Source organism: Stenotrophomonas sp. 93052_Sma (assembly GCF_056481145.1).
Map to the genome: position 1 here is coordinate 4,493,002 of NZ_CM151134.1, position 12,331 is coordinate 4,505,332.

Sequence of the window (12,331 nt, forward strand, 5' to 3'; positions counted from 1 at the left end):
CCACCGGTTCCGCCAGACTGCCGCCCTTTCCCGTCTTCCGGATCCCATGGCGAAGCTGCTGGTCCTGCACGGCCCCAACCTCAACCTGCTCGGCACCCGCGAGCCGGAGGTCTACGGCCACACCACGCTGGCCGACATCGACCAGGCCCTGGCCAGCCAGGCATCGGCCGCCGGGCACGCGGTGGAGAGCCTGCAGTCCAATGCCGAGCATGTGCTGGTGGACCGCGTGCAGGCCGCACGCAACGACGGAACCGCTTTCATCCTGATCAACCCCGCCGCCTTCACCCACACCTCGGTTGCCCTGCGCGATGCACTGGCAGCGGTGGCGGTGCCGTTCATCGAGATCCACCTGTCCAACCCGCATACCCGCGAACCGTTCCGCCAGCACAGCTACTTCAGTGACAAGGCGGTGGGCGTGGTGTGCGGCTTCGGTGCCGACAGCTACCGCTACGCGATGGACGCGGCGCTGCTGCGGGTATCCGCCACCTGATTGTCGACCCGGGCGCCCACGGCGCTCTCCTCACCTAGATAGAAACCAAAGAGGCCCTCATGGATCTGCGCAAAATCAAGAAGCTGATCGACCTGCTGGAAGAGTCGAACCTGGCTGAAATCGAAATCAAGGAAGGCGAAGAGTCGGTGCGCCTGTCGCGTGCCCCGGTGGCCGGCTATGCCGCCCCGATTGCGGCCCCGGTGTACGCCGCTCCGGCCGCCCCGGCGCCGCAGGCGATGCCGATGCAGTCGCCGACCGAGGCCTCCACCGGCGGCACCGCCAAGCCGGGCCCGGCACTGCCGGAAGGCCACGTGCTGCGCTCGCCGATGGTCGGCACCTTCTACGCCTCGTCCGCCCCGGACAAGCCGGCCTTCGTCACCGTTGGCCAGCAGGTCAAGGAAGGCGAGACCCTGGCCATCATCGAAGCGATGAAGATGTTCAACCCGATCGAAGCCGACAAGTCCGGCACCATCGTCGCCATCCTCGGTGAGAACGGCCAGCCGGTGGAGTTCGACCAGCCGCTGTTCGTGATCGGCTGAGGGGCACGCCATGCTCGACAAAGTCGTCATTGCCAACCGAGGGGAGATCGCGCTGCGCATCCTGCGCGCGTGCCACACCCTCGGCATCCGCACGGTGGCCGTGCACTCCACGGTCGACCGCAACCTCAAGCACGTGGCCATGGCCGACGAGTCGGTCTGCATCGGCCCGGCACCGTCGCCGCAGAGCTACCTCAACATTCCGGCACTGATCGCCGCCGCTGAAGTCACTGACGCCCAGGCCATCCACCCGGGCTACGGCTTCCTGTCGGAGAACGCCGACTTCGCCGAACGCGTGGAGGAATCCGGCTTCATCTTCATCGGCCCCAAGGCCGACACCATCCGCATGATGGGCGACAAGGTCGAAGCCATCCGCGCGATGAAGTCCGCCGGCGTGCCGTGCGTACCCGGTTCGGGCGGCCCGCTGGGCGAAGACATCGTCGCCAACACCAAGATCGCCCGTGAGATCGGCTACCCGGTCATCATCAAGGCGGCCGGTGGCGGCGGTGGCCGTGGCATGCGCGTGGTGCACGCCGAAGCCTCGCTGAAGACCTCGATCGAAACCACCAAGAGCGAGGCCAAGGCCGCGTTCGGCAATGGCGAGGTCTACATGGAGAAGTTCCTGGAGAACCCGCGCCACGTGGAAATCCAGGTACTGGCCGACGGCCAGGGCAACGCCATCCATCTGGGTGAGCGCGACTGCTCGATGCAGCGCCGCCACCAGAAGGTGGTGGAAGAAGCACCGGCACCGGGCATCACCGCCGAACAGCGCGAGCAGATCGGCAAGGTGTGCGTGGAAGCCTGCATCCGCATCGGCTACCGCGGCGCCGGCACGTTCGAGTTCCTCTACGAGGACGGCCGCTTCTACTTCATCGAAATGAACACCCGTATCCAGGTGGAGCACCCGGTCACCGAAATGGTCACCGGCATCGACCTGGTGGCCGAGCAGCTGAAGATCGCCGCCGGCCAGAAGCTGTCGATCAAGCAGAGTGACGTGGTGCTGACCGGCCATGCCATCGAATGCCGCATCAACGCCGAAGATGCGGAGACCTTCGTGCCGAGCCCGGGCACCATCACCGGCTTCCATCCGCCGGGTGGCCCTGGCGTGCGCGTGGATACCCACATCTACAGTGGCTACCGCGTGCCGTCGAACTACGACTCGATGATCGGCAAGCTGATCGTGCACGGCCCGGACCGCGAAACCGCCATTGCCCGCATGCGCGTGGCACTGAGCGAAATGGTGGTCGATGGCATCAAGACCAACGTCGCCCTGCAGCAGCGGATCATGCGCGACAAGGGCTTCCAGGCCGGTGGCCAGAACATCCACTACCTGGAAAAGCGCCTGGCCGAACGCAAGAACAAGCCGATCGCGCTGACCTGATCGGCGCCACGTGCTGGACATGAAAAGGGCGGGGATATCCCCGCCCTTTTCTGTTGCTGCAGCGCCGCGCCCATGCTCGGCTTGCCGGAAAGCTCAGCCGAGCGTGGGCTCGGCGCTACAGCAGGCGCATCAGCGCTTGTCGGCAGCTTCGGCCGGAATCTGCGAGTTCGCCAGCGGACGCACGCCATTGGGCGACGTCGGGTCGACGATCACCATGGTCTCGGTCGAACCATCCGGCCACACCACCTGGAAGGTGCTGCCCGCCGGCAGCGACGCGAACGGCATGCCGCTCTGCGCGCGATAGACCGCGGCCACCTGGCTGGCACCGGCACGGCGCACGTCTTCCTGCGCCTTCACCGTGGTCAGTTCCACCTTCGACAGATGCCGGTAGCGATCTTCATAGGTATCGATCATCAACAGGCCAACCGCGCCGGCCGAGTAGGCCACGAACAGGGCCACCCAGAACCAGAACTTGGCCCCGTGCAGGAATCGGCGGTAGTTCATTGCTCGTTCCTCTTTCCAACCAATCGCTTGATCCATTCCTTCATCTTCCCAGCGCCCTGCCGCGATACCGCAGCGTCATACACGAAATCCCGGAAATCCTGCGTACCATCCTGCGAACAGATCCCTCCGTTCGCACAAAAACTGTTGACCAGCACACTGTCTGCCCCACACGGTAGACCGAGTTCGCAGGCCGCAAGCCGCCATGCGAGTTCACTGAGCTGCTCGCCCGCCACCAGGCCGTTGAGCGCGCGGTCACCCGAGGCGCGCACGCCCATGCCCGGTGCGATCGCCATGAAGGCCTCCGGGTCGCGCGAGGTGCGCACCCGTTCAACCAGGTCACGGCGGTACTCGGGGCTGTCCTGCAGCGGTTCGCCCTCGGCGAACAACGCAGCCTCAGCAGCCAGATTGCCTTGTGCGGCCGCCTTGCGACGTTCGGACAGCACCAAGGCCGTGCCCAGCTTGTCGCCCGGCACGAAACCACCACAACGCTGCGCGACGCGTTCGCGCGCCTGCACCATCGCCGGTGCGGCGGTCAGGCCCAGCCCGGCCAGCACGTTGTTGTCCAAGCGGTAGCCACCCGGATCGACCGCGTACTGCGCGCAGTAGTCATAGACACGGCTGAGCATCCAGCGCGCCTCGTGGTTGCCTTCGTCCGCCTGGGCACGCAACCGCTGAGCATAGGCATACAGGTCGGTGGCGTCTTCGATATCGGCGCGGAGATCCAGGGGCAGCCCGGACGGCAATGCGTTGCCACGCTCGAAGGGTGCCAGGCGGCGCGCGAGCGCCTCCGGCATCACCGGCAGCGGCGCCGCACTGTCAGCGGCCGCGACCGCACCTGCCAGATCCGCCGACGCTACCGAAGACGTCGCAGCATGGCCGCTGGCCCGATAACCGGCCACGCCCAGCACGGCCACAGCCGGCAGTACGAGCAACCAGGTTTTCAGGGTCGGAGCGAAGGCCATCGGCGGCGGTAGGCGATGCGGCGCATAGGAAAGCACGAAGTTTAGCAAGGCCCGACGGGCCTGTCTGAACGGGCTTCGTTCATCTCGGAGCGGCATCTCAGGCAATACGGAGACGCCCCGATGGTCTAGCATGGCCCCCTTTCCCGCGATTGCCCCCACCACCATGCCGTTCCTGGAACTGACCCTGCGCTGCACCGAAGCCACCCAGCCCCGCTATGAAAATGCGCTGGAGGACGTTGGTGCACTGGCCGTGACCCTGCTCGATGCCGAGGCCGATACCAGCAACGAACAGGCCATTCTCGAACCGGGCGTGGGCGAGACCCCGCTGTGGGACACGCTGGTGCTGAGCGCACTCTTCCCCGCCGACAGCAACGCGCTGTTGCTGCTGGCCGCACTGGAATCCTTCGATCCGGAGCTGGACTGGAGCAGCGGCAGCTTCCGCGCGGTCGAGGATGAAGACTGGGAACGTGCCTGGCTCGACCAGTTCCAGCCGATGGACTTCGGCAGCCGTACCTGGATCGTGCCGTGGAACCATGAACTGCCCGATGCCGCACAGGCCGCCGATGCCGCCGTGGTGCGGTTGGACCCGGGCCTGGCGTTCGGTTCGGGCACCCACCCGACCACCGCACTGTGCCTGCGCTGGCTGGACCAGTTGGCGGTCGATGGCCTGCTGCAGGGCCAGCGCGTGCTCGACTTCGGTTGCGGCTCGGGCATCCTCGCACTGGCCGCGCTGAAGCTGGGCGCCGCCGAAGCCATCGGCGTGGACAACGATCCGCAGGCCCTGGTCGCCACCGCCGACAATGCCGAGCGCAACGGCGAACAGGCCCGCATGCATGTGTACCTGCCGCAGGACGAACCGGTCGCGACCTATCCGATCGTGGTCGCCAACATCCTCGCCTCGGCGCTGGATGCGCTGGCCGAACTGCTGGCTGCGCGCGTTGCTGCCGGTGGCCGCATCGCCCTGTCCGGCATCCTGCATGGCCAGGAAGGCGAACTGCTGCAGCGCTACGCAGCATGGTTCGACGATCTGCAGGCCACCCAGGATGGCGACTGGATGCGCATCACCGGCGTGCGCCGCGCCTGATCGTGGTTGAATGACCGCTGGATCCGAGCCCGCGCCCTGAGCATGTCCGAGCCGAACCCACCGCGCCGTCCCCTGGCCACCTTCCTGCGCACGACGCCGGAGGGTGAGCCTGCGCCTGCGACCGATGCGCGCATGCAGGACGAAGCCGGGCACGCAACGCCCGTGGAGCAGATGCAGGCCGAGCCCATCGACCTGGCACGCCCACCGGCGACAGAGATGCGACACGACGATGACGTTGTCATCGTTGATGAAGCAGCGGCCATCGAGCCGGCGCCGGTCGCGGTGCAGGCAACGGCGGTCGCCAGTGATGCCCCCAGCTTCCTCGGCAGCGCGCACGCGCACGCTGCCAACACCCCGCTGGCACTGGCTGCTGGTCGCCGGGCTGGCATTGCTGCTGGTACTGCAGAGCGTGCTGGCCGACCGCGCGCGGCTGGCCGCCGACGCCGGCAACCGCGCATGGCTGGGCACGCTGTGCGGCGTGCTGCGCTGCAGCCTGCCTGCCTGGCACGAGCCCACTGCGTTCACCATGACCAGCCGCGAGATCCGCCCCCTGCCGGGCCAGGCCGGTGTGCTGCAGGTGCAGGCCAGCATCCGCAATGATGCGCGCTGGGCACAGGCGTGGCCGGACCTGCGGTTGTCATTGTCCGATGCCGATGGCCGGGTGATCGGCAGCGGCGTGTTCACGCCCGCGCAGTACCTGGGCGAGAACCCCGGTGCAGCCCTGCTGGAACCGGGCCAGAGCGCGCGTCGCCTTCCGGTTGCAGGAGCCCGCTGCGTCCACCGTCGCATTCACCTTCGACTTCCTCTGACCGGGGAGAGGCGACCAGCCGTGGCAGGCCGGGCACGCTCGCGCTAGACTGGCCGCCACCACCTCGTCCGGCCGCGCTCCGCGCGCACGGGCCAACCGAATCGGGAACCCCCTTGAACGCTGTCCTTTCTCGTCCTGACAACAGTCGTGGCGCTCCCCGGCCACCGCTGCGTGAACACGTCGCCCAGTCCGTGCGCCGCTACCTGCGTGACCTTGATGGCTGCGATGCGGACGATGTCTACGAGATCGTGCTGCGCGAGATGGAGATTCCGCTGTTCGTGGAAGTGCTCAACCACTGCGAAGGCAACCAGAGCCGCGCCGCCGCGATGCTGGGCATCCACCGTGCCACCCTGCGCAAGAAGCTGAAGGAATACGGCATCAGCGCGTAAACGCGCGCAGGTAGTGCCGGCCGCTGGCCGGCAACCCCACGAACGATGGCAGGATGTTGCAGTTGCCGGCCAGCGGCCGGCACTACCGGTAGATCCACGCCATGCGTGGATGGAAGCCCGGCAGAATCAACCGCCACCGCCCGCCAGTAGATCCACGCCATGCGTGGATGGAAGCCGGCAGAATCAACCGCCGCCGCCCGCCTTCCAGTAGTACCGCACCACGTGGAAGAACACCGGCGCGGCGAAGCACACCGAGTCCAGCCGGTCGAGCATGCCGCCATGGCCCTCGATCATGTGGCCCCAGTCCTTGATGCCACGATCACGCTTGATCGCCGACATCACCAGGCCGCCCCAGAACCCCATCAGGTTGATCAGCAGCGACAGGCCGAACGCCTGCAGCGGCGTGAACGGGGTGATCCACCACAGCGCCGCACCCAGCGCGCTGGCACAGAGCACGCCGCCCACGAAGCCCTCCACCGTCTTTGAAGGCGAAAGTTTCGGCGCGATCAGGTGCTTGCCCAACAACTTGCCCCAGATGTACTGCAGCACGTCCGAGGACTGCACCACGATCACCAGGAAGGCGAACAGCAGCACGTTGCGCGACGGGTCATGGCCGGGCACGTGCAGGTTCAGCAGCAGCGGCACATGCGAGATGCAGAACACGCAGATCATCAACCCCCACTGCACCTTCGCGGTCCGCTCCAGGTAGTGCGTGGTATCACCGCCAATGGTCGACAGGATCGGCAGGAACAGGAACGCATAGACCGGAATCAACAGCGTGTACATGCCGTACCAGTCGATCCAGACCAGGTAGTACTGCCACGGCAGCACGATGTAGAACGCGGCCAGCAGCGCGTAGTAGTCGCCCGAGCGGGTCGGCGCCAGGGTGATGAACTCGCGCAGTGCGAACAGCGAGATGATCGCGAACAGCACGATCACCCCGGCACGACCGAAGAACAGCGCCAGCCCGACCACGATCGCCATCACCCACCACGCGCGGATGCGCGAGACCAGGTTGGCGATCACCGCGCTGGGCTGCCCACGCTGGCGCCAGCGCAATGTCTCGGCCACCAGCGTGGCCAGCACCAGCACCGCACCCACGCCAGCAAACAGCAGGCCGGTCTGCTGGCCCACGCTCTGCGCTGCCAGGTCGCCGGACACATCGATCAGGAAGCTCATGCCCTGCCCCCGTTCGGCGCCAGGTCCAGCAGCGCCTGCCGGCTGCGGACCAGGAAGGCGGCCTTGTCCTCGTCGGCCTGCAGCCGCAGCGGCGTACCGAAGGTGGCCGTGCACAGCAGCGGCAGCGGCAGGAACCGGCCCTTGGGCATCACCCGCTTCAGGTTGTCGATCCACACCGGTACGAATTCCAGCTCCGGGCGTTGCCGTGCCAGGTGATAGATGCCGCTCTTGAACGGCAGCAGCGGCTCTTCGCCCACGTTGCGGGTACCTTCCGGAAACAGAATCAGCGAGCAGTCTTCGTCCACCGCGTCACGCAGGGCCTGCAGTGGATCCTGCTGGCGATGGCCGGCCTCGCGCTCGACCAGCACGCCGTTGAACACCGCATCGATCAGGTAGCGACGCAGGCCATCGCGCTGCCAGTATTCGGCCGCGGCCACCGGGCGCACCTGGCGCCGCAGTGCCGGTGGCATCGACGACCAGATCAGCACGAAGTCGCCATGGCTGGCGTGGTTGCCGTAATACACGCGCCGTTCGCTGGACGGCGCACAGCCGATCCACAGCGCGCGGGCGCCGGTCACTACATGGATCGCGCCACTGCAGGCGCGCGCAATCAATTCAGCGAACATCGGTCCCTCCCGTTCACGTCTGCGGCCACAACACGGCCAGCACCAGCAGTGCGAACTGCACTGCGGTCAGCAGGTACTGGCGCAGCAGCAGGCGACGCATGCCCGCCCAGCGCGCATCCCAGCCGCGCAGCGGCGCGTCGGGCTGCATGCGGCGCAGGCCACTGGCGTGCAGCAGCTGGTCGGTGCGGCGCGCGGCGGCGTCACCCTCCAGGCCTTCATCGCGCAGCAGCTGCAGCAGGCTGGCATCCAGCGCCACCCGCCACGCGTGGTAGATCTGTGCGATGCCCGCGGCAACACTGAGCAGCAACACGCCGGCGGCAATCATCGCCAGGCCCGGTTCGGTGCCGAGCAGCAGCAGCGCCACCAGCAGCAGGCCCAGCGACAGGCCGGCCGGCCAACGGCCCTGCCGCAGCAGCAGCTGCATGGTCGCCAGATCGGGAACCGTACTCACGTGCGTACTCCCGCTGCAGCAGTGATGGCATGCAGATGCGCCGCGCCCAGCACGACGCCCGGACGTGCCGTGCGCACGATCGCAACCGCGGCATCGGTATCGGTGGCACGACCGCTGCGCAACAGCCAGGCCGCCACACTGGCAGCACTGCGCGAATAGCCCAGTGCACAGCACACCAGCAACGGTCCATGCGCACGCAGCCGCTCGATGACCTCGGCCGCCTCGCGCAACTGGTGCGGCGTGGGCACCACCAGGTCCAGCATCGGCACGCTGGCATACGCCGCGCCCGGTGCACGACAGGACAGTTCGGCACAGGCATCGACCACGCCGACCAAGGGTGCCGGCAATGCAGCGCAGGGAACACGCCCCAGCCATACACCGTCCATCACCGGCACCGGCTGCGGCGCGGCGCGTCCACAGCCGCGAATTGATCCAGGCCGCACCCAGGTACGGCGCCAGCAACCAGCGTGCCGCCATGGTCAGGCGACCATCGGCACGCTTCTGGAACACCGCCGTACCGAGCCCCGCATACGCCAACGCCACCAGCAGCAGCGATACCACCGGCCACAGCAGCCACAACGCCGCGCCACGCAGAAGCACCACCGGCACCAGCAATGCAGCGGCCACCAGCAGGTACAGCGCTGCCAGGCGCCAACGTCTGGCGTCACGCGCGGTGCGCCAGGCACGCAAGGGTGGCGTGCCCTGCTCCGGCCACAGCCAGACGCACAGCCAACCGGCCAGCAGGCCGGTCGGGATATCGATGAAATGATGCTGGAATGTGGTCAGCACCGAGACGCCGATCAGCAGCGCCCACACATGCAGTACCCAACGCCACACCCCATGCAGGTACTGCGCGAATTTCACCCACAGCACGATCAGCAACACGATGTGCAGTGATGGCGCCTGGTTGAACGGCTTGTCGAAGCCCAGCAGCACATCGAACAACCAACCGAACACACCGCCGATCTCCGGCCGCTCGAAACTGAAGCGCAGTGGCCACAGCAGGAAGCAGGTCACCGCGATCAACTGTGCACTGAACAACCGCAACGCATGCCGGTCCAGCTCCAACCGTTGCCGGCACAGGAAGAAGGAAACCGCATAGAACAGATCGATCGACCAGTACGGCACGATCGTCCACGGTACGAACGGAATCTGCGTTTCCCATCCGAACGCCATCACCGGCAGTTCGGCATGGCGGCCGGCCATCCAGTTGGCGAAGCCATAGCTGGCGAAGAAGAATGGGCCCAGCAGGGCCAGCCACAACAGGGCGCGCCGCCAGGGGCGCCCCTCTGCGGCCAGCGGGGCTGCGGCGAGCGTCGCCATCACGCGGTCCGGCGCGCCAGCGACACCGTGAAGATGCCGAAGTCGTCGATACGCTGCGCCACCTTCTCGAACCCGGCCAGGCGCACCAGCTCGTCCATTTCCTGCTGGGTACGGCGGCGCATCACCCACGCGGCGCCGCCGCGGTGGCTGGTCAGTGCGCGTGCGATGAACTCCAGCTGCGGGTGCCACGGCTGGCCGGTGTAGGCCAGGTAGCCACCGACCGGCACCGTTGCAGCAATCCCCTGCAGCGATCGCAGCACCGCATCGTTGTCGGGGAACAGTTCGTACAGGCCCGATACCACGGCCAGCGTCGGTGCTGGATCGACCTTGGCCAGCTGTGCCGGGTCGAACGCATCACCCTGCTCGAAGCGCGCGATGTCGGCCGCCCCCAGGCGCTCGATCAAGGCCTGACCCTGGGTGACGTTCAGATCACTGAAGTCGCGCAGCACGATGCGCTCGGCGCGCTGTTCGCCCTGGCCCAGAGCTTCCAGCACGTAGCGGCCATGGCCGGCGGCCACGTCCAGCACGCGCACCGGCGTGCCCTGCCCGCGCAGGCGCTGGGCAGCGTCGCGCAGCAGTTCCTGCAGGTGCTGGCCGCGAATGCGGATGCCGCGCCAGCCGATCGCATCCAGATAGTTGCGATCGACCATGCGCCCCAACGGGCCCTTGCCGCGCGCCTCATCGCGATAGATGTAGTCGAGCGTGCTGCCCGAATCGAATCCGGTCTGCAGACCCAGCGCGATGCCTTCGGACAACGTTCCGCCGAAGCGCAGGCCGCCACGTACCACGCGCCAGCGCAGGTCGGCCAGGCTGTTGCGTTCCGGTGGCCAGGCCAGGATCTCCGATTCTTCGAAAGTCGGCCCATGGCGGTGCGCATCGCGCCGCGACAGTTCGCGCAGCGGCTCGGCGAAACGTGCCTGGATGAAACTGCGGATACGCGCCAGCGCCGGCGCCCGATCGCGCTCGCCCAGCGTGTCGTGGAAGAAGCCCGGCAGATGCACGCGCTCCTTGATCGGGCTGGACAGGCGCTCGTAGAAGCGGTCCTGCGGGCCACGGTGCACCACGAAATCCGAGCCGGACACCAGCAGCTGCACCGGCACGCTGATCGCCTGCGCATCGGCGACGATGCGGTCGGCCGCTTCGTACAGGCCCAGCAACACGCGCACCGAGATCGGCCGGGTGATCAGCGGATCGGTGCGGTAGCTTTCCACCCGCGCCGGATCGTGGGTCAGCCACTGCGGCTTGACGTAGCTGTTGACGAAGAAATTGCCGCGCAGCTTCTGCATCAAGGCCAGGCCCGGGCGTGCGAACGGCACGTACAGCTTCACCTTGAACGCCGGCGAAGCCATCACCAGCGCGCGCAGGCGCGGCGCGTAGTCGTGCACCCAGGTGGCGGCGACCACCGCCCCCACGCTCTGCGCGATCACCACGATGTCTTCCACCGCGATGCCATGCTCGGCGCCGATGTGGGCGATGAAGCTGTCCAGATCACGCACCAGCGCCGGGAAGCCCGGGGCATCGCCACGTGCGCCGGGCGAACGGCCATTACCGCGTGCATCCCAGGCGAAGAAGGCGGTGTCGGGCAGGTCCAGCTCATCGACCAGGTGGGTGACCCGGCCAGAATGTTCATGGCCGCGATGCAGCAGCACGACAGCCTTGGTGGCTGGGGTCGCGGTGGTGCTCGCCCAGTACCGGTAGAACAGCGGTACCTGGTCGAAGCTGTGGAATTCCCGTTCCTGCGCCTGACGCATGCAATCTCCTGATTGTCTTTTTGTATCTGCTTGATTAATTCGGCGAAACCGCCGCTTCCCGCAGTCCGCGACGGACGCGATTGATCATCGTCAGCACGCACAGCACCGCCATGGCCGCGGCCACGCCAGTGACAGTCATCGCAGCCCCCCAGCCGAACGCCAGCAGCAGGCCCAGCACGCCGATGACGAACGCGCGGTCGCTCTTGCCCATCGGGCCGTCATAGCGGCGGCTGGCACCGACCATCAGCCCCAGCACCCCGGTGTACTCGCTCAGGGCCGCCGTCCAGGCCAGCAGCCACAGTGCTTCCGGGCGCACGCCCGGCACGCTGAGCAGGCTCAGGTACAGCGCCGCGTCGGCGATCACATCGCACAGCTCGTTCAGATAGGCGCCCAGCCTCGACTGCTGGCCGAACTCGCGGGCCAGCATGCCGTCCACCGCGTTGAGTGCCATGCGCAGCAGCATCCACAGCGGCAGCAGCAGGTACAGCAGGGGCTGGGACGGCGCGCAGCACCACACGGCGGCGGCCACCAGCAGCGAGACCACGGCGGCGGCCACGGTCACCGTATTGGCGGTGATCCCCATGCGGTACAGACCGCGTACGGCTGGACGCAACAGGTCCTGGAAACGTCCTTTCAATGCATAGATCGACATGATCCGTACCCGCTGATCCTTGGCAGTGCGGGCACAGCCTACCCCATCGTCGGCAGATTCCGACAACCCGGCTCCGGTCCACAGCCCAGCCCCCGGACCGGTCCGGATCGATGTGCCCGACCCGGCCTTACGTCGATTGCCATGGCAAATTGCCCCTTCCAGCGCCCGCCACCGGCCCCCACCGCCTACAATATC

The 12,331-nt window shown here is 67.2% G+C and carries 12 protein-coding genes and 2 pseudogenes; 6 read left to right on the forward strand and 8 right to left on the reverse strand.

Annotated elements, in window-relative coordinates; translation table 11 throughout:
• The first annotated feature begins 46 nt into the window (after positions 1 to 46).
• The 3 genes from aroQ to accC are packed head-to-tail and all read left to right on the forward strand — an operon-like array spanning position 47 to position 2,407.
• Entirely contained in the window at positions 47 to 490 is a 444-nt protein-coding gene (gene aroQ / locus ACZK2V_RS20990; RefSeq protein ID WP_110713928.1) for a type II 3-dehydroquinate dehydratase, read from the forward strand.
• Positions 491 to 549: 59 nt separating this feature from the next.
• The gene (gene accB, locus ACZK2V_RS20995; protein ID WP_049443248.1) at positions 550 to 1,029 is read left to right on the forward strand and encodes an acetyl-CoA carboxylase biotin carboxyl carrier protein; all 480 of its coding nucleotides are present in this window, start codon (positions 550 to 552) and stop codon (positions 1,027 to 1,029) included.
• Positions 1,030 to 1,039: 10 nt separating this feature from the next.
• Positions 1,040 to 2,407, forward strand: coding sequence for an acetyl-CoA carboxylase biotin carboxylase subunit (gene accC, locus ACZK2V_RS21000; RefSeq protein ID WP_010481079.1), 1,368 nt, complete (start codon positions 1,040 to 1,042; stop codon positions 2,405 to 2,407).
• Between the two features lie 129 nt (positions 2,408 to 2,536).
• Here the strand turns inward: accC and ACZK2V_RS21005 are convergent, their stop codons facing one another.
• Both ACZK2V_RS21005 and ACZK2V_RS21010 read right to left on the reverse strand, forming a co-directional pair.
• Positions 2,537 to 2,911: a hypothetical protein gene (locus tag ACZK2V_RS21005; RefSeq protein ID WP_010481078.1), complete on the reverse strand. Its 375-nt coding sequence runs from the start codon at positions 2,909 to 2,911 to the stop codon at positions 2,537 to 2,539.
• Positions 2,908 to 3,873 carry a hypothetical protein gene (locus tag ACZK2V_RS21010; RefSeq protein WP_032129558.1) on the reverse strand — a complete coding sequence of 322 codons (966 nt, stop codon included), beginning with the start codon at positions 3,871 to 3,873 and terminating at the stop codon, positions 2,908 to 2,910. The genes ACZK2V_RS21005 and ACZK2V_RS21010 overlap by 4 nt, the downstream gene beginning before the upstream one ends.
• A 163-nt stretch (positions 3,874 to 4,036) precedes the next feature.
• On the opposite strand from ACZK2V_RS21010, the gene prmA reads away from it, so the two are divergent.
• From prmA to fis, 3 genes and pseudogenes are all read left to right on the forward strand, one after another.
• Complete coding sequence (gene prmA, locus ACZK2V_RS21015; RefSeq protein WP_049463300.1) at positions 4,037 to 4,957, forward strand: 50S ribosomal protein L11 methyltransferase; 921 nt, start codon at positions 4,037 to 4,039, stop codon at positions 4,955 to 4,957.
• Between the two features lie 42 nt (positions 4,958 to 4,999).
• Positions 5,000 to 5,766: pseudogene (locus ACZK2V_RS21020) on the forward strand (DUF3426 domain-containing protein).
• A gap of 112 nt (positions 5,767 to 5,878) precedes the next feature.
• Positions 5,879 to 6,154 carry a DNA-binding transcriptional regulator Fis gene (fis, locus tag ACZK2V_RS21025; RefSeq protein ID WP_005419706.1) on the forward strand — a complete coding sequence of 92 codons (276 nt, stop codon included), beginning with the start codon at positions 5,879 to 5,881 and terminating at the stop codon, positions 6,152 to 6,154.
• Positions 6,155 to 6,337: 183 nt separating this feature from the next.
• Here the strand turns inward: fis and ACZK2V_RS21030 are convergent, their stop codons facing one another.
• The 6 genes and pseudogenes from ACZK2V_RS21030 to ACZK2V_RS21055 form a co-directional block, all read right to left on the reverse strand.
• The gene (locus ACZK2V_RS21030; protein ID WP_071229362.1) at positions 6,338 to 7,333 is read right to left on the reverse strand and encodes a phosphatidate cytidylyltransferase; all 996 of its coding nucleotides are present in this window, start codon (positions 7,331 to 7,333) and stop codon (positions 6,338 to 6,340) included.
• Positions 7,330 to 7,959, reverse strand: coding sequence for a lysophospholipid acyltransferase family protein (locus ACZK2V_RS21035; RefSeq protein ID WP_189720129.1), 630 nt, complete (start codon positions 7,957 to 7,959; stop codon positions 7,330 to 7,332). Before ACZK2V_RS21035 ends, ACZK2V_RS21030 begins: the two co-directional genes overlap by 4 nt.
• A gap of 13 nt (positions 7,960 to 7,972) precedes the next feature.
• On the reverse strand, positions 7,973 to 8,410 hold the full coding sequence (locus tag ACZK2V_RS21040) for a hypothetical protein (protein ID WP_032129553.1): 438 nt from the start codon (positions 8,408 to 8,410) through the stop codon (positions 7,973 to 7,975).
• Positions 8,407 to 9,709: pseudogene (locus ACZK2V_RS21045) on the reverse strand (phosphatase PAP2/dual specificity phosphatase family protein). Before ACZK2V_RS21045 ends, ACZK2V_RS21040 begins: the two are co-directional and overlap by 4 nt.
• A 23-nt stretch (positions 9,710 to 9,732) precedes the next feature.
• The gene (locus ACZK2V_RS21050) at positions 9,733 to 11,484 is read right to left on the reverse strand and encodes a bifunctional alpha/beta hydrolase/class I SAM-dependent methyltransferase (RefSeq protein ID WP_132810885.1); all 1,752 of its coding nucleotides are present in this window, start codon (positions 11,482 to 11,484) and stop codon (positions 9,733 to 9,735) included.
• Positions 11,485 to 11,518: 34 nt separating this feature from the next.
• Positions 11,519 to 12,136 carry a CDP-alcohol phosphatidyltransferase family protein gene (locus ACZK2V_RS21055; protein ID WP_134951646.1) on the reverse strand — a complete coding sequence of 206 codons (618 nt, stop codon included), beginning with the start codon at positions 12,134 to 12,136 and terminating at the stop codon, positions 11,519 to 11,521.
• Positions 12,137 to 12,331: the final 195 nt, after the last annotated feature.

Coding starts and splice junctions, on each gene's coding strand:
- ACZK2V_RS21010 (WP_032129558.1), bottom strand. CDS start 3,873: ATGGCCTTCGCTCCGACCCTGAAAACCTGGTTGCTCGTACTGCCGGCT.
- accB (WP_049443248.1), top strand. CDS start 550: ATGGATCTGCGCAAAATCAAGAAGCTGATCGACCTGCTGGAAGAGTCG.
- ACZK2V_RS21030 (WP_071229362.1), bottom strand. CDS start 7,333: ATGAGCTTCCTGATCGATGTGTCCGGCGACCTGGCAGCGCAGAGCGTG.
- ACZK2V_RS21055 (WP_134951646.1), bottom strand. CDS start 12,136: ATGTCGATCTATGCATTGAAAGGACGTTTCCAGGACCTGTTGCGTCCA.
- ACZK2V_RS21035 (WP_189720129.1), bottom strand. CDS start 7,959: ATGTTCGCTGAATTGATTGCGCGCGCCTGCAGTGGCGCGATCCATGTA.
- prmA (WP_049463300.1), top strand. CDS start 4,037: ATGCCGTTCCTGGAACTGACCCTGCGCTGCACCGAAGCCACCCAGCCC.
- ACZK2V_RS21050 (WP_132810885.1), bottom strand. CDS start 11,484: ATGCGTCAGGCGCAGGAACGGGAATTCCACAGCTTCGACCAGGTACCG.
- accC (WP_010481079.1), top strand. CDS start 1,040: ATGCTCGACAAAGTCGTCATTGCCAACCGAGGGGAGATCGCGCTGCGC.
- ACZK2V_RS21005 (WP_010481078.1), bottom strand. CDS start 2,911: ATGAACTACCGCCGATTCCTGCACGGGGCCAAGTTCTGGTTCTGGGTG.
- aroQ (WP_110713928.1), top strand. CDS start 47: ATGGCGAAGCTGCTGGTCCTGCACGGCCCCAACCTCAACCTGCTCGGC.